Below are 18037 nucleotides of genomic sequence, written 5' to 3' on the forward strand. Positions count from 1 at the left end.
ATGCAGTCGGTGTATCCCGTCACGCGCGCGCAGCGGACCATCTATTTCGGTCATCAGCTCGACGCCACCGGGCACCTCTACAACACCGGCATGTACACCGAGACCATCGGTGACGACATCGACATCGACCGGATGATCACGGCGATCCACTCGGTCCTCGACGCCGCCGAGACCCTGCACGTCAACTTCGACGTCGACGCCGACGGCAATGTCGTCCAGATCCCGCGCGCGACCCGCGAGTGGGACCTGCCGGTCATCGACTTCCGCGGCGAGGACGACCCGGCCGCGGCGTCCGACCGCTGGATGCGCGCCACGATGAACGAACCGCAAGATCTAGCCCGCGACCTGCTGTTCCGATTCGCCATCCACCGCCTCTCCGACGACACCGTACGGCTGTACCAGCAGTACCACCACATCGTGAACGACGGCTACGGCATCGGTCTCGCGACCACCGCGATGACCAGGGCGTACGTCGAGGGCAAGGGTCCCGACCGCGCCACGGAGTGGACCCTGGAACGGTACGTGCGCGTCGACGAGGAGTACGTCGCGAGCGAACAACGCGAACTCGACCGCCGCTACTGGCTCGACGAACTCGCCGACCTCCCGCAGGTGACGCGCCTGCTCGGCTCTGGTCGCCTGTCGAGCCCCGGAGAACTCGTCGCCTGGTCGCACATCGACGCCGACGGACGCGGCCGGCTCGAGCGGTACGCCAAAGCCCACGGCACCCGGCCCGCCACCGTGCTCATCGCCCTCCTCGGCACCTATCTGGCCCGGGCCACCCGCCGCAGTGACGTGGTGATCAGCCTGCCCACGACCGCGCGCGGCACCCGCGAACTGCGCACCGTGCCCGCGATGGTCGCCAGCGTCCTGCCCCTGCGCTTCGACGTTCCCGACGACGCGCGCCTGGCCGACGTCGCCGAGGTGATCGACGGCAAACTGCTCGGCCTGCTCAAACACGGCCGGTACCGCGGTGAGGATCTCGGTCGCGAACTCGCCGAGATCGACCCGGACTGGCGGCCCCCGACCGTCGGCGTGAACATCATGCCCGCAGCTGCCTCGCGGTACTCGGTCGGGCGGGAATCGCAGGCGCACATGCTGTCCTCCGGGCCGGTCGGCGAACTGGAATTCGTCCTCGTGCTCGAGAAGGCCGGGCACCCGATCGAGATCGGACTGCGCGGTCATGCCGACGACGCACCGCTCGCGCAGCGCTGCGCCGCCGATCTCGACGACTTCCTCGCCGCGATCCTCGACGACCTCGACGCGCCGCTCGGCACCTTCGACGTCGCCCCGGCGCCGGCCCTCGGCGACAGCTCCGAGACCGACCACGAGGACACCGCCGCCGGACCGCTCGCGCTGCTGCCGGCCACCGCGCGACGCCGCGACGCCGGACTCTCCGTGGACGCCGACCTGCGCGAATACCGCGTCCCGGCTCCGGAGGATCTCACCGACGACGCCGTGCTCGCCGCGGTCGCCGCCGTGGTCGAGCACCACCCGGCGCTGCGGACGACCCTCACCGCACCGGCCCCGGTGCTGTGGCTGCTGTCGGTGAACGACACCGCCGCCGTCGACGTCCGGACCCTCGTCGCGAACGCCGCCCTGCCGGTGGGAACCGCGACCGCCGACCTGCCCCTGCGCCCCGACGCCACCGCCGGCCGGGTCCTGACCGCGGTGCGGCTCACCGCTGCGGACGAGAGCGCCGGGGAACTGGTCTTCCTCGCCCCCGCCGGGCTCGTCGACGAGACGTCCTGGTCGATCGTCACCGCCGACCTGCACCGTGCCCTGCGCGCCGCCCGGCGCGGCACGCAGATCGTGCTGCCGCCCGTGCCCACCTCGCCCGCGACCCACGCCCGCGTCTTCACCGAGCAGGCCGCCTCCCCGCAGCGACTCGCCGAGCTTCCCGACTGGATGACCACCGTCGCACCCGGTGCCGAGTTCGCCGCAGCGGTGGCCACCGGCCGCACACGGACGCCTGTGACCCTCACCCTGACCGACGACGAATTCTCCATGGCGACCACCGCAGTGGCCGGTCTCGTCTCGGGCGTCTCGACCGATGTGTGGACCGCGGTGACCGCAGCCGCGGTCGCGAACACCCGCGAGAGCGGCGACGGTGAACTGCTCGTCGACATCGTCCGCGACGGCCGCATCGCACTGGCCCCCGACGCCGACCTCACCCGCACCGTCGGCGCGCTCGACTGGACGACGCCGGTGCGGCTGGCGCTCGCCACCGATCCGCTCGACGCCCTGCGCACCGCGAAGGAACGCCTGCGCGCAGCCCCCGACCGGGGCATCGGCTGGCCGATGCTGCGTTACGCCAACGTCCAGGCCGGACCGGCCCTCGCGCCGCTCGGACAGCCGCAGGTGCTCGTGCGGAGCGGCGGAGACCGCATCGGCAACTACCTGCTCGATATCCACGTCGAACGGGGAACCGGCGGCGCCACGGTGCATCTGACCGCCGACGAGGCGCTCGACCCCGATCTCGTGGCCCGGCTCGCCGAGGCATGGCGCGCGGCATTCGACGATCTCCTCGGCCGCGCCGACGCAGCTTTGGGGCGGACCTGTCTCACTCCGTCCGATCTCGGGCACGTCACGCTCACGCAGACCGAGATCGACCGCGTCGCACGGATCGCGCCCGTGCGGATCGAGGACATCTGGCCGCTGTCGCCGCTGCAGCGCGGCCTGTACTTCCAGTCGGTCTTCGACTCGTCGAAGGACATCTACACCGCCCAGTTCTCGCTCGACTTCGGCCACCGCCTCGACGTCGAGCGCCTGCGCCGCGCCGCCGCACGTCTGCTCGCCGAGAACCCCACCGTGCGTGCCGGTTTCACCGACGACGGTCTGGCCGATCCGGTGCAGTTCATCGGCGCGGCGGATCTCGAGGTGCCGTTCACCGAGGTCGACCTCACCGACCTCGACCCCGCCGAGCAGCAGGCCCGCGCCGAGAAACTCATCGAGGAGGATCGGCTGCAGCCGTTCGACCTCGCGTCCCCGCCGCTGTGGCGCATGCTGCTGCTGCACCTCGACGGCATCGACCGTCTCGTCGTCAACCGCGAATTCATCCTGTGGGACGGCTGGTCCGGTGCGCTGTTCGTCGACGAACTGCTCGCCCGCTACGCCGGTGACGAAATCGCGGCGCCCGAAGCGGGTTTCACCGACTACCTGCAGTGGCTCGCCGCCCGCGACCGCGCCGCCGCCGAGCAGGCCTGGCGCGACGAGTTCGCCGGTTTCGACAAGCCCACGCTGCTCGCCGGATCCACCCGCGACCGCGCCGCCATCGTGCCGCTGCGCATCGAGTCGTACATCGACGAGACGCTCACCGCGACACTGCGCAATCGGGCCCGCAGCACGGGCGTCACCCTCAACGCGTTGATGAACGCCGTCGTCGGCCTGCTGCTCGCCGCCGAATCCGGCAGCACCGACGTCGTGTTCGGCTCCACCGTCGCCGGGCGGCCCACCGAGATCGTCGGACTCGACCGCGTGGTCGGCATGTTCCTCAACACCGTCCCGGTGCGGGTGCGCCTGTCCGGCGCCGAGACCGTCGCGGACCTGCTGCGCCGCATGCAGGACGAGTACGCCGACCGCATGGAGTTCGAGTATCTCGGACTCGGCGACATCCTCCGTGCCGTCGGTCATTCCGAACTGTTCGACACCCTGTTCGTACTGCAGAACTTCAAGGACGCCGACGAGATGGCCCGGCAGTCCGCGCGGCACGACATCCTCGCCGAGGACAGCCTCGACCACACGCACTATCCCCTCGCGATCGTCGTGTCGCCGGGGCGGACCATGCACGTCAAGATCGACTACCGGCCCGACGTCGTCGATGGTGCGCGTGCCCGGGCCCTGCACGACCGCTTCGTGGCGCTGCTCGACTTCGTCGCCCGCGGAGTCGATCTGCCGGTCGCGTCCGTGCCCGCACTGACGGCCGCCGAACACACCGTCACCGACGCCCGGCTGCGCGCCGAGATCCCCGAGGTCGAGGACGTCACCGTCGCCGAGATGCTCATCGCCCGCGCCGCGACCGACGCCGACCGCATCGCCCTCGTCTCCGGTGAACGGAGCAGCACCTACGGCGAACTCGCCGGCCGCGTCGAAGCGCTCGCCCGCACCCTCATCGCCGGGGGAGCGGGACCCGAGACCATCGTGTGCCTCGGTCTGCCCCGCAGCATCCACACCGTCGTCGCGCTCTTCGCGATCCTGCGCACCGGTGCCGCCTACCTGCCGCTCGAACTCGACCAGCCCGACGAGCGTCTGCGCACCGTCATCGACGACGCGCTGCCGGCGCTGTTCCTCACCACGACCGCGGTGCAGAACCGTCTCGGCCTGCCCGCCGACCGCAGCATCCGCCTGGACGGGCCCCTCGCCGCGAGTACCGCGCCGTTGACCGACGCCGAACTCGGTGCCTTCGCCCCGGGTCGCCCGGGCCGGCTCGAGCACCCCGCCTACGTCATCTACACCTCGGGGTCCACCGGCAAGCCGAAGGGCGTGGTCACCCCCTATCGGGGCCTGACCAACATGCAGCGCAACCACCAGGACGAGATCTTCGATCCGGTGGTCTCGTCGGTGGACGGACGCCGGATGCGGGTCGCGCACACCGTGTCGTTCGCTTTCGACATGTCGTGGGAGGAACTGCTCTGGCTCGTCGAGGGCCACGAGGTGCACGTCTGCGACGAGGACCTGCGTCGCGACGCCACCGCGCTCGTCGAGTACTGCAACACCCACGCCATCGACGTCGTCAACGTCACCCCTACCTACGCGACGCAGCTGATCGCGGACGGCATGCTCGACGAGGGTCCGGGACAGCACCGCCCGCCGCTCGTTCTGCTCGGCGGTGAGGCCGTGTCGGATTCGGTGTGGACGCGCCTGCGCGAGACCGATGGCACCCTCGGGTACAACCTGTACGGCCCCACCGAGTACACCATCAACACCCTCGGTGGCGGCACCGACGACAGCGCGACCCCCACGGTCGGCGTCCCCATCCGCGCGACCCGCGCCTACATCCTCGATCCGTGGCTGCGACCCGTCGTCGACGGTGTCGTCGGCGAGTTGTACATCGCGGGTGTGGGTCTCGCGCGCGGCTATCTGAACCGTTTCGGGCTCACCTCCGACCGCTTCGTCGCCGATCCGTGGTCGGCCGGTGGCCGCATGTACCGCACCGGCGACCTCATGCGCCGCCGCACCGACGGCAACCTCGACTATCTCGGCCGCGTCGACGACCAGGTCAAGATCCGCGGTTACCGCGTCGAACTGCACGAGATCGCGGCTGTGCTCGAGGAGCACCCCGAGGTCGGTACCGCGGCGGTGATCGCCGTCGACGACCCGCTCGTGCCCGGCACGAAACGACTTGCTGCCTACGCCGTTCCGGTCGGAGACGGCGATCCGCCCGACCTGTCGTCGCGGCTCGTCGCCCACCTGCGCGCCCAGTTGCCCGACTACATGGTCCCGGCCGGGGTACAGCTCATCGATTCCGTGCCGATGACCGTCAACGGCAAGCTCGACACCCGCGCCCTGCCCGAACCGCAGGCCGCCACGGGCCTCGGTGGACGCGCCCCGCGCACCGAGACCGAGAAGGTCCTGTGCGAGGTCTTCGCCGACGTCCTCGGGGTCGACGAGGTCGGCGCCGACGACGACTTCTTCGAACTCGGCGGGCACTCGATGCTCGCCATGCGGATCGTCGGCCGCATCCGCTCCGAACTCGGTGTGGACGTCACCATCCGCGACCTGTTCGAGGCTCGCAGCGTCGAGGAACTCGCCCGCCGCATCCCCGGCGCCGCAGCGGCGCTCCCGCCGATCACCGCGCGGACGCGCCCCGACCGGGTGCCGCTGTCGGCCGCCCAGGAACGCCTGTGGCTGCTCCAGCAGTTGCAGGACGACAGCCTCGCCTACCACTACGCGCACGTCGCCCGCCTCGACGGCGCGGTGGACGCCGATGCCCTCGTCGCGGCGGTCGCCGACGTCGTGGAACGTCATGAGAGCCTGCGCACCGTCGTCGATTCCGAGGACGGCACGCCCTACCAGCGGATCCTGGACACGCCCGAGGCCGTGCGCGTCGAACTGCACGAGACAGAGTCCGAGGATGCCGTCCGGGCGCTGCTCACCGAGCGGCTCACCGCGTCGTTCGATCTGCACACCGACCCGCCGCTGCGCGTGGTGCTGGTGCGCGTCGCGCCCGACCGGCACGTCCTCGCAGTGGTGCTGCACCACATCGCGACCGACGAATGGTCGGATGCGCCGCTGCTCGGCGACCTCACCCGCGCCTACCAAGCCCGGTCGGCCGGCGCGACACCCGAATGGTCTCCGCTGCCCGTCCAGTACGCCGACTACACGCTGTGGCAGCGCGAACTGATCGAGGCCGGCCGGATCGACACCCAGATCGACTACTGGACCGACACTCTCGCGCAATTGCCCGACGAGATCGTCCTGCCCACCGACCGGCCCCGCCCCGCGCGGCCGACCGGAGCGGCGGGCAACACCACCGCGACGGTCCCCGCCGACATCGCCGCCCGCCTGCGCGCGGTCGCGGATGCCCGCGGCGGCACGATGTTCATGGCGCTGCACGCGGCCGTCGCGGCACTGCTCTCCCGGCTCGGCGCGGGCGACGACATCGTCGTCGGCACCCCCGTCTCGGGCCGTTCCGACACCGCACTCGACGAACTCGTCGGTTTCTTCGTCAACACGCTGGTGCTGCGCACCGATCTGTCCGGCGAGCCCACCTTCGCCGAACTCCTCGACCGGGTGCGCGAGACCGATCTCGCGGCGATGGCGCACCAGGAGGTGCCCTTCCAGCAGCTCGTCGAGCGACTCGCACCGCCGCGCGTCGAGGGACGGAACCCGCTGTTCCAGGTGATGATGAGCTACCTGCAGCGCCCCGCGCAGCTGCCCGACCTGCTCGGTGTGCCCACCCGCTGGGAACCGCTGAGCAACGTCCGCGCCAAGTTCGACCTCAACCTCACCTTCGTCGACGCCCCGGACACCGGCGAGGTCGCCGTATCGGTCGAGTACGCGACCGACCTGTTCGACGCCACCATGGCCGACACGCTTCTCGCCGCGCTGCTCACTCTGCTCGATCAGGTCGCGAGCGCACCCGCGGCCCGGATCGGCGACGTCGCGATCCTCGACGCCGACGAGGCCGCGGGACAACTCGCCGTCGGCACCGGCGAGCGCGTCGACTTCGCTCTCGCCCCGCTGAGCGAGGTGCTCGCCCGCAGCGCCGCCGAGCACGCCGAACGGCCGGCTCTCGTCGCGGCCGACCACACCCTCACCCATGCCGCCCTCGACGCCGCCTCGAACCGCCTCGCCCGCGAACTCGTCGCGCTCGGCGCCGGTCCGGGTGCGATCGTCGCGGTCGCGGTGCCCCGCTCCGTGGGGCAGGTCGTCGCGATCCACGCCGTCGTGAAGTCCGGTGCGGCCTACCAGCCGATCGACACCACGCTGCCCGAAACGCGCATCGAGTACCTGCTCGGCGATGCGCATCCGCGAGTCGTGCTGACGCGCAGCGACATCGAACTGCCCGGCGAGCATCCGCGACTCGACCTCGACGACACCGAGGTGCGTGCCCGCATCGACGCCCGCAGCCCGGAGTCGGTCACCGACACCGACCGGATCGCGCCGCTCACCCTCGACCACCCGCTCTACGTCATCTACACCTCGGGGTCGACGGGTCTGCCCAAGGGCGTCGCCGTGTCGCACCGCGCCGTGGCGAACCGGCTCGAATGGGTGCGCCGCGAACTGCCCGCCTCGCCCGACGACCGGGTGCTGCTGCGCACACCCGCGACCTTCGACGTGTCGGTGTGGGAGTTGTTCGCGCCGTTCGTCGACGGTGCGAGCGTCGTCGTCGGCGGACCCGACGCGCACCGCGATCCCGTCGAATCGGCGACCCTGCTGCGCGACGGGAACATCACCGTCGCCCACTTCGTGCCGTCGATGCTCGAGGAGACCCTCGCCGTGCCCGCCACCGCGGACGCCGGGAGCCTGCGCCGCATCGTGTGCAGCGGTGAAGCACTGTCGCCGCGCACCGTCGCACGCGCGGCGACGGTGCTCCCGCAGGTGAAGGTCCACAACCTGTACGGCCCGACCGAAGCCGCGGTGGAGGTGACCCTCGACGCCGACCCGGGTGCCCGGATCGGTTCGCCTACCCGCGGTTCCGTCATCGGGCGGCCGGGCGCGAACGTGTGCCTGTACGTGCTCGACCGGTATCTGCGCCCCGTGCCGGCCGGCACCCCCGGTGAGCTGTACATCGGGGGAGTACAGGTTGCGCAGGGCTACCTGCGGCGCCCGGCGCTCACCGCCCAGCGGTTCGTCGCCGACCCCTACGGCGATCCCGGCGACCGGCTCTACCGCACCGGCGACCTCGCACGCTGGGACGCCCACGGCGACCTCGAGTATCTCGGCCGCGGCGACGACCAGATCAAGCTGCGCGGTCTGCGCATCGAACTCGGCGAACTCGAGGCGGCTCTCGATGCCGTCGACGGTGTCGCCCGTGCTGTGGCCGCGATCAAACCCCGTCCCGCAGGCGATTCGGTGCTCGTCGGATATATCGTTCCCGCAGCGGAAGTCGCGGTGGATCCGGTGGCGGTCCGTGACGCACTCGTCGGACGTGTGCCCGACTATCTGCTGCCCGCACGGGTTCTCGTGATCGACGCGGTCCCGACGACCTTCAACGGCAAACTCGATCGCGGTGCCCTTCCGACACCGGAGTTCGACACCGGATCCGGACGGCAGCCGCGTACCGAACTCGAGGCGACGATCGCGACACTGTTCGCCGATGCGCTGGGACTCGACGAGGTCGGTATCGACGTCGACTTCTTCGCGCTCGGTGGGCATTCCCTCGCTGCGATCCGGCTCGTGAACGCGATCCGTTCGGAGCTCGGCGCGGATCTGGCCCTGCGCACGGTCTTCGACGCCCCGACGGTGGAGTCGCTCGCGCAGCGGTGCGCGGCCGCCGGGCAGGCGTCTCCGCGACCCGCGCTGGTGGCGGCCGACCCGCGACCTGCGATGGTGCCGCTGTCGTACGCGCAGCAACGCCTCTGGATTCTCGACCAGCTCGGGGCCCGCGGCGGCGTGTACAACGTGCCTGTCACGTGGCGGGTGCACGGGCGCGTCGACGTCCCGGCACTCGAAGCGGCCGTGCGCGACGTCGTCCTGCGCCACGAGTCGCTGCGCACGGTCTTCCCGAGCGCGGACGGACAGGCCTACCAGCAGGTGCTCGCGCCGGACGAGGTCCGCGTGGTCGTCGACCACCGCTCGGTCGCCGCGGCCGATGTCCACGATGCGCTGGCCGAGGCGATCGATCACCGCTTCGATCTGTCGGCCGAGCTCCCGGTGCGGCTGTCGGTCCTCGACGCCGGGGACGGCACCGTGGTGGCGCTGGTGATTCACCACATCGCCGTCGACGAGTGGTCGACCAAGGCGCTGCTCACCGATCTGGCGACCGCCTACGCGCTGCGGCAGGTGGGGCGGGCACCGGAGTGGACGCAGCCCGCCGTGCAGTACGCCGACTTCACACTGTGGCAGCGCGACCTGCTCGGCGACCCGGCGGATGCGGAGTCGCTCGCCGCGCGTCAGCGCGCCTACTGGCGCGACGCCCTCGCCGGCCTGCCCGAGGAACTGCCGCTGCCGACCGACCGGACCCGTCCGGCCCGCACCTCCTATCGCGGTGGCGCGGTGCCATTCGCGCTCGACGCGGAGGTCGTGCGCGCACTGCGGGAACTCGCACGCGCACACGACGTCTCGATGTTCATGGTCGTGCAGGCCGCCGTCGCGGTGCTGCTCGCCGCCTACGGCGGCGGCGAGGACATCCCCCTCGGCACCCCGGTCTCCGGACGCGGCGACGCGCAACTCGAGGATCTCGTCGGTTTCTTCCTCAACACCCTCGTGCTGCGCACCGACCTGTCCGGCGACCCCACCGTCGCCGAACTGCTCGACCGGATCCGCCGCACCGACCTCCAGGCGTTCGACCACCAGGACCTGCCCTTCGAGCAGGTCGTCGACGCGGTGCTCGGCTCCGACCGATCCGTCTCGCGCGCCCTGCACCCGCTGTTCCAGGTGATGATCGTCTATCTCGTCGAACCCGATCCGCGCAGTGCGGGTGGGCTCACGGCGGGTGTCACCCCCGAACCGCACCCGATGGAGACCTCGAAGTTCGACCTGTCGTTCGACCTCGTCGAGTATGTGGGCACCGACACCCTCGTCGGCGTCGTCGAGTACAGCTCCGACCTGTACGACCGCGGCACCGTCGAACGTCTCGTCGCCGGACTCGACCGGGTGCTGCGCACGCTGGCCGGGGGAGAGGCGCACCGGCGCCTGTCCGCCATCGACGTCCTGGCGGCCGACGAACGCGCCCGGCTCGAACAGTGGCGGGCCACACCGGCACCGGTCGCCGAAGCCGTCACCGTCGCTGACCTGTTCGACGACGCGGTCGCCCGTCACCCGCACGAGACCGCGCTCGTGGCAGTCGATCTCGAATGGAGTTTCGCCGACCTCGCGTCCCTGGTCCGCCGGTGGGCGCGACTGCTCGTCGACCACGGTGTCGCTCCCGAGACCCGCGTGGCGCTCGTGCTGCCCCGCACGGCCGACACGATCGCGGCGATGCTCGCGGTGCTCGTCTCCGGCGGTGCCTACGTCGCGCTCGAACCGCGCACTCCCACCGAGCGTCTCGCGACGATCCTCGGCACCGCGGAGCCGGCCGTCGTGCTCACCACCCGAGAACTCGCGTCGTCGCTGCCCGCGGTGGACGCGCCGGTGCTCGCGCTCGACGACGAGACGCTCGCGGCGCGGGTCGCCGGCTACGACGACGCCCCGCTGACCGACGCCGACCGGCTCGCACCGCTGCGCGCCGACCACCCGGCCTACGTCGTGTACACCTCCGGCTCCACCGGCACACCCAAGGCGGTCCTCGCCCTGCACCGCGGCCTGACCGCGCTGTTCCACAGCCACCGCGCCGACCTCTACGCGCCGACGCAGGCACGGACCGGACGCGACCGGCTCCGGGTCGGCCACGCGTGGTCGTTCGCCTTCGACGCGTCCTGGCAACCGCAGCTGTGGCTCTTCGACGGGCACGCGGTGCACGTCGTCGACGAGAAGGTCCAGCGCGATCCGGCCGAGATGGTCCGCGTCGCCCACGAATCCCGCTGGGACTTCGTCGAGGTCACCCCGTCGCACCTCACGCAGCTGCTCGATCACGGACTCGCGGACGACGGACGGTGCCCGGCCTCGCTCGGCTTCGGCGGCGAGGCGGTCTCCCAACCGATGTGGGACCGGTTGCGCGGGCTGGACGGCGTGAGCGCCTACAACCTCTACGGGCCGAGCGAGAGCACCGTCGACGCGCTCGTCGCACGGGCTTCGGACGCCGAGGCGCCCGTTGCGGGCCGACCGGTCGCCGGCACCCGGGCCTACATCGTCGACCGGTGGATGCGTCCCGCGCCGATCGGTGTGGAGGGCGAGCTCTACCTCGCCGGTCGTGGACTGGCCCGCGGCTATCTCGCCGACCCGGGTCGCACCGCCGACCGTTTCGTCGCGGACACGATCGACCCGGAATTCCCCGGAGACCGCATGTACCGCACGGGTGACCGGGCCCTGTGGACGCCCGACGGACACATCCGCTACCGCGGACGCGGCGACGACCAGGTCAAGATCCGCGGATACCGGATCGAACCGGCCGAGATCGAGACCGTGCTCTCGTCGCAACCGGACGTCGCGACCGCAGTGGTGCTCGCCCGCACCGATCTCGGTGCGACGGCACGTCTCGTCGCCTACGTCGTCCCGGCCGCCGGGCACACCCTCGACGCCGAGACGCTGCGACGCGCGGTCGCGCGGGTGCTGCCCGACTACATGGTGCCGTCGGCGACGGTCGTGCTCGACGCCCTGCCCACGCTCGCCAACGGCAAGATCGACCGCGCAGCGCTGCCGCGACCGGAACTCGCCCCGCGAACGCACCGGGCACCGTCCACACCGGCCGAAGAGCTGCTGTGCGCCCTCGCCTCCGAGGTCACCGGCGTCGAGCAGGTCGGCGTCGACGACGATCTGCTCGAACTCGGATGCGACAGCATCTCGGTGATGCGGATCCTCGGCGGACTGCGGGCGGCCGGATACGTGATCGACGCCGAGTCGATCTTCACCGCCGGGTCGATCGGCGAACTCGCCGCGACCCTCCACGAGGACGAGATCCGCGGCGCCGGGAACGGACACCCGGACGACGGACCTACGAAGAGTTCTACAGCAGAGGAGAATCGATGAGGATCCACAAGCGACTGCGCCGGATCGGCGTCGCCCTCGCCGCCACCGCCATGCTGGTCGGTGTCACGGCGTGCGGCTCGGACACCGACAGCGGCAGCTCGTCCGGCAGCGCGACGGCGGCGAACGGCGAGTTCCCGGTCACCGTCTCCGGCAAGTTCGGCGACACGACCGTCGAGTCGGCCCCGACCCGCGCCCTGCCGCTGTCGCCGCAGGACGCCGACATCCTGCTGTCGTTGGGCGTCACCCCGCTCGCGCTCCCCGTCGATGCCCAGAACCTCGCGGCGACCGGCGGCACCGGCGTGTGGCCGTGGGAGGCCGAAGCACTCGGCGCCGACGTCCCGCCGCTGCTGAACATGGACGGCGGTGCCACGGTGATCGCCGAGCAGATCGCCGCGCTGCAGCCCGACATCATCGTCTCCACCGGCTTCTGGGGACTCGAACAGAACACCTACGACCAGCTCGCCGAACAGTTCCCCGTCGTCCACTTCGACTACCGCGCCAACGGTGAGCCGTGGCAGGACTCCACCCGCAAGATCGCCTCGGCCCTCGGCATCCCCGAGAAGGCCGAGGAGGTCATCGAGCAGGCCGAGGTCGATCTCGACGCCGCCAAGGAGCAGTACCCCGCACTCGAGGGCGCGACCTACAACGCGATCATCGGCGACACCGGTGGCCAGCTGTCGGTGCTCGCCGCCGACGACCGCGGCATCGGGCAGTTCCTGAACTCGCTCGGCCTCGAGCTCAGCGAGTACGCGAACACACTGCAGGTCGATGCGGACGGACGCGGTGTGCTGTCCTACGAGGAGATCTCGCAGCTCGACGCCGACCTGCTCGTGGTCGTCTCGCCCACCGGCGATCTCGGATACCTGACCAAGTTCGAGGCGTGGAACCGTCTTCCGGCCGTCGAGCGCGGCGCGGTCGTCTCGCTCGCCCGCAACACCGGCATGCCGAACGCCGTGGGCTTCCCGTCGGCGTTGTCGCTGAAGTGGGCCACCGACGAGATCGCTCCGATGCTCGCCGACGCCGCCGCGAAGTCCGAGTGACGGCCCGGCAATGAGCAACGGCGCCCTCTTCGATCTGCGGCCGCTGCGCGAGAGCGCGGCCTTCCGCCGGATCTTCATCGCTCGCACCATCTCGATCTTCGGTATCGGGATGCTCATGGTCGGCGTACCGATCCAGGTCTACGACCTGACCGGATCGTCGCCGATGGTGGGTCTGGTCTCCGCGCTCGAAGGGGGCGCTGCGATCGGCGGCATGCTGCTCGGCGGCATGCTCGCCGACCGCTACAACCGCAAGTTCCTGATCCTGTTCGCCCGCACCGTCTCCGGTCTCACCTTCGTCGGACTGGCCGTCAACGCCGGTCTGTCGTCGCCCTCGGTGCCGGCGATCATCGCCCTGACGGTCGTCAACGGCCTGATCGGGTCGATCAGCATCGCGGCTCTGCTGGCAGTCGTGCCCACGCTCGTCCCCAAGGACCAGCTCGTCGCCGTCGGTGCGCTCAACGTGCTCAGCGCCCGCGCGGGAGCCGTCCTGTCCCCGGCGCTCGGCGGACTCGTGATCGCGACGTTCTCGGTGGCGTGGAACTACTGGGTGGCCGCGATCGGCACCGCCGTGACCGTCACCCTGCTCTCGGGCCTGCCGGCGCTGAACCCACCGACGGCGGACGCCGGGCACGACGCCGACGCACCCGCGGAGACGGTGACCGGCTTCCTGCGCCGCGAACGCGTCGTCGGCGGGGTGATGATCGCCGGCGTCGTCGCGATGCTCGGCGGCGGTGTGCTCGTGCTCGTGCCGGCCTTCGCCGACGCGCGTTTCGAGGGCAATGCGGTCGCCATCGGCGTCATGTACGCGGCGATCGCGCTCGGCGCCGCCGCGGCCACGGTCACCAGTGGATGGCTCGGCCGTTCGGTGCGGCCCGGCCGCGTGCTGCTCACCGCCCTGGTCCTCGGATTCGTCGTCCAGGCACTGGTCGGCTTCACGTCCGTCCTGGCGCTCACCATCGTGCTGCTCGTGATCGTCGGTGTGTTCGGGGCCGTGCAGGAGGTGCTGCGCTACTCGCTGATCCAGACGCACACGCCGCACACGCTGCTGGGCCGGGTGAACGGTCTGTGGTCCGCCCAGGAGGTCGCGGGCATGTCGGTCGGTGCGCTCGTCGCGGGTCTGTTCGGCGGCATCTTCGACGCCCCGGACGCGGTCGTCTGGTACAGCGCCGCGATGGCCGTCCTCGCGCTGCTCGTGACCCTGGTGCTGCGACGACTGCGCGGCGCGACGGTGGAACCGAGCGCGCATCCGGTGACGGTCGAGTGACCGTACGCCGCGCGATCCACGGGTTCGCGTTCCTGACGCAGCGGAGCCGACCGTGTTTGCTGGGGTTCAGGGGTACTTATGAGGTGTCGTTAACGCGATCTTCACCGACACGCTTCCTCCGCCATCGAGCGAATCGTCCGTATCGGGGTTAGCGTCGGGGGTGTAGGCGGCGCAGGTGCCGTCTACACGGGAGGTCCCTGATCGTGTGGCTGACACAGTCCGAGCGAGGGGGCCGGCACCGGGCCTCCGTGGTCGTGACGACACCGGGGACCCACCGGCCCACCGAATACGTCCGGGCGGTGCCGTCCGGGCCGAGGAGCCCCACGTGAACGCAACACGCTCCGTCCCCACCCGCTCCGGCCACGCCTCCGGTACCGCCGCTGCGAAAGAATCCGCTGTACGCACCTACGTGCTGGACACTTCAGTGTTGCTCTCCGACCCTTGGGCGGTCACCAGGTTCGCCGAGCACGAAGTCGTCCTTCCGCTGGTCGTGATCGGCGAACTCGAAGGGAAACGGCACCACCACGAACTCGGCTGGTTCGCTCGCGAATCGCTGCGCCTGCTCGACGACCTGCGGCAGCGGCACGGACGCCTCGACCAGCCCATCCCTATCGGGGACGAGGGTGGCACCCTCCACGTGGAGCTCAATCACACCGACCCCATGGTCCTGCCCGCGGGATTCCGCACCGACACCAACGACTCCCGCATCCTCGCGTGCGCCCTGAACCTGGCCACCGAGGGACGCGACGTGGTGCTCGTCAGCAAGGACATCCCGTTGCGCGTCAAGGCCGGTGCCGTCGGCCTCGACGCCGACGAGTACCACGCCCAGGACGTGGTGATCTCGGGATGGACGGGCATGACCGAACTCGAGGTCGACCGGACCCTTATCGACGAGATGTTCACCGAGGGCATCGTCGACATCGACGATGCGCGGGATCTGCCGTGCCACACGGGGATCAGGCTTCTCGGTGGCTCCTCCAGCGCGCTCGGCCGGGTCACCGCCGACAAGCGGGTGCAGCTCGTCCGCGGCGACCGGGAGGCGTTCGGACTGCACGGGCGCTCCGCCGAACAGCGCGTCGCCCTCGACCTGCTGCTCGACGAATCCGTCGGCATCGTCTCCCTCGGCGGCAAGGCCGGAACCGGAAAGTCCGCGCTGGCACTGACGGCGGGACTCGAGGCCGTCCTGGAAAGACGAACCCACCGCAAGGTGGTGGTCTTCCGGCCGCTCTACGCGGTGGGTGGGCAGGAACTCGGCTACCTGCCGGGTACCGAGGCCGAGAAGATGAATCCGTGGGGGCAGGCGGTCTTCGACACCCTCGAAGGACTCGCCAGCCCGGCGGTGCTCGAGGAGGTGCTCAGCCGCGGAATGCTGGAAGTGCTGCCGCTCACGCACATTCGCGGCCGGTCGCTGCACGATTCGTTCGTCGTCGTCGACGAGGCACAGTCGCTCGAACGCAACGTACTGCTCACCGTCCTGTCGCGGCTCGGTGCGGGATCGCGCGTCGTGCTCACCCACGACGTCGCCCAGCGCGACAACCTGCGTGTCGGCCGGCACGACGGTGTCGCGGCGGTCATCGAGAAGCTCAAGGGACATCCGCTGTTCGCGCACGTCACGCTCACCCGCAGTGAGCGGTCGCCGATCGCGGCGCTGGTGACGGAGATGCTCGAGGAGTTCGCTCCGGGCGCCTGACGCCCGGGCACGGCCGACACGGCGCGTCCGGCAATGCCGGANGTCCTCGGGGAGAGGGCCGAGTTCGGTCTCGAGCACTTCCTGGACGACGCGCATCGCAGCGAGTCCGGCGGGAGCGCCGCAGTACGCCGAGCAGTGGATGACGGATTCGACGATCTCCGTGCGGTCGAGTCCGTTGCGCAGGGCACCGCGGACGTGTCCGCGCAGTTCGTTCTCGGCACGCAACGCGATGAGCATGCCCAGGTTGAGCAGGCTGCGGCTGCGGCGGTCCAGGCCGGGGCGCGACCACACGGCGCCCCAGGCGTGCTCGGTCACGAACTCCTGCATCGCCTCGGAGTCGGTGCCACGGGAACGCTCGAACGCCCGCTCGACGAAGTCGTCACCCATCACTTCGCGCCGGATCTCCAGACCCGTCGTGAATCCCGGAGTGTGCTCGGCGTCGGACATGTCATCGCTCCCTGCTGATCCGTCGCCGAACGGTTCGGCGACGAACGGATTCTATGCGGGCAGCCTCGGGAAGCGGTGAGGGCGAGGAGCGTCAGGAGCGACGCAGGACGGCGCGCAGGACGCCCACGACGGTTCCGCGGAGGAAGGTGAGGACGTCGAAGTGGTCGTCCCACAAGGCGATCCGCCCGTCGCGCAGTTCGAAGGTGCCGCACACCCAGAACTCGATGCGCACCGGCCCGAAGCGCAGGATGTCGGTGCGTTCGGTGAGCACGATGTCGCCCTCGGCTGCGATGTGGTGGACGACGACGCCGAAGCCCACCGAAGGTCGCGCGAGACCGGCAAGGATCTTCCGGACCCGGGCGCCGCCGCGGACGGTGGGGAGCCAGGTGTTGTGCCACGCGATGTCGTCGGTGATCAGAGAGGCGGCGCGGTCGATGTCCTCGGCGGCCGTTGCCTCCAGGAAATCGGTCACCGTGGCGACGGCGTCGTGCGCGGTGACGGTCTGTGTGCTCATCGTTCTCCTCGGCGTCGGCTGCGTCGCATGGTAACGGCAGGAGACCTGGGGTGGGGCGGATTGGTGCACGGCACGGAATCACCGGAAACCGGGTTGTGTCGCCGAGGAGTCGGGCACCCTGAAATCAGGTACCCGTCCTCTCAGTGACAGGAGCGAACCGATGAATCGAATTCCCCGACGCAGAGCAGCGTTGGTGGCGGCCGCAGCGGCGATCGGACTGGTGGTCGCCGGTTGCAGCGACGACCAATCCGCGGAGGACACGGTGGGCAGCGCGACCAGCGCGGTCCAGTCCGCCGCGGAGAGCGTGGCATCCGGGGCGGAGAGCGCCGTCGAATCGATCACGCAGGGCGACGATTCGCCCGAGGCCGACGAGCCCGCGGCGGATCGGTCCAGTGCGGTGCCGGGACCGGACGGCGAGCAGGTCGAACTCAGCGGGCCGATCCTGCAGAAGTACGCCGAGGTCGGCGGTGCGTCCAGCCCGCTCGGCGCCGCGACCGGCCAGCAGGAGGAAGTCGGCGACGGTTACGTCGCGGAGTTCGAGGGCGGCATCATCGCGTGGAGCCCCGACACCGATTCCCACATCGTGTGGGGTGAGATCCGCACGGCCTGGGAGGCCGCGGGTGGTGCCGGTGGCGACCTGGGCTTCCCGATCACCGACGAGGAACAGACCCCCGACGGTGCGCGAAGCAACTTCCAGTTCGGTTACATCACGTGGGCGCCCGGCGCCGGGACCGAGGTGGTCCAGGAATGAGGTGACTCCCCGACTCGCTGAGCCCTCGCTATCCGCTCACGTTTTCGCCATCCGCTACAGCAATTCGCTGGTTGTCAGGATGTTCGTGAGACACCTGGCAATC

6 protein-coding genes and 1 pseudogene are annotated in these 18037 nt (G+C 70.7%); 5 read left to right on the forward strand and 2 right to left on the reverse strand.

What is annotated here, in order from left to right; translation table 11 throughout:
• From QR64_RS06620 to QR64_RS06635, 4 genes are all read left to right on the forward strand, one after another.
• Nucleotides 1-12228, forward strand: coding sequence for a non-ribosomal peptide synthetase (locus QR64_RS06620; RefSeq protein WP_039584609.1), 12228 nt, complete (start codon nucleotides 1-3; stop codon nucleotides 12226-12228).
• Nucleotides 12225-13268 (forward strand): ABC transporter substrate-binding protein, encoded by a 1044-nt coding sequence (locus QR64_RS06625; RefSeq protein WP_006553897.1) that lies wholly within the window; start codon nucleotides 12225-12227, stop codon nucleotides 13266-13268. The genes QR64_RS06620 and QR64_RS06625 overlap by 4 nt, the downstream gene beginning before the upstream one ends.
• 10 nt (nucleotides 13269-13278) lie before the next feature.
• Nucleotides 13279-14532, forward strand: coding sequence for an enterobactin transporter EntS (entS, locus tag QR64_RS06630; RefSeq protein ID WP_039584596.1), 1254 nt, complete (start codon nucleotides 13279-13281; stop codon nucleotides 14530-14532).
• A gap of 325 nt (nucleotides 14533-14857) precedes the next feature.
• Nucleotides 14858-16222: a PhoH family protein gene (locus QR64_RS06635; protein ID WP_024103276.1), complete on the forward strand. Its 1365-nt coding sequence runs from the start codon at nucleotides 14858-14860 to the stop codon at nucleotides 16220-16222.
• Nucleotides 16223-16264: 42 nt separating this feature from the next.
• On the opposite strand, the pseudogene QR64_RS25605 reads toward QR64_RS06635, so the two are convergent.
• Together QR64_RS25605 and QR64_RS06645 are read right to left on the reverse strand one after the other, a co-directional pair.
• Nucleotides 16265-16669, reverse strand: a pseudogene (locus tag QR64_RS25605) (carboxymuconolactone decarboxylase family protein); the annotation flags it as partial.
• Between the two features lie 91 nt (nucleotides 16670-16760).
• Nucleotides 16761-17183 (reverse strand): limonene-1,2-epoxide hydrolase family protein, encoded by a 423-nt coding sequence (locus tag QR64_RS06645; RefSeq protein WP_019288723.1) that lies wholly within the window; start codon nucleotides 17181-17183, stop codon nucleotides 16761-16763.
• A 160-nt stretch (nucleotides 17184-17343) separates the two neighbouring features.
• Here QR64_RS06645 and QR64_RS06650 point away from each other — a divergent pair, with 160 nt between their 5' ends.
• A complete protein-coding gene (locus QR64_RS06650; protein WP_232238033.1) occupies nucleotides 17344-17934 on the forward strand; it encodes an LGFP repeat-containing protein in 591 nt (196 codons plus the stop codon).
• Nucleotides 17935-18037: the final 103 nt, after the last annotated feature.

Source organism: Rhodococcus sp. Chr-9 (assembly GCF_000801125.1).
Lineage (GTDB): Bacteria > Actinomycetota > Actinomycetes > Mycobacteriales > Mycobacteriaceae > Rhodococcus > Rhodococcus pyridinivorans.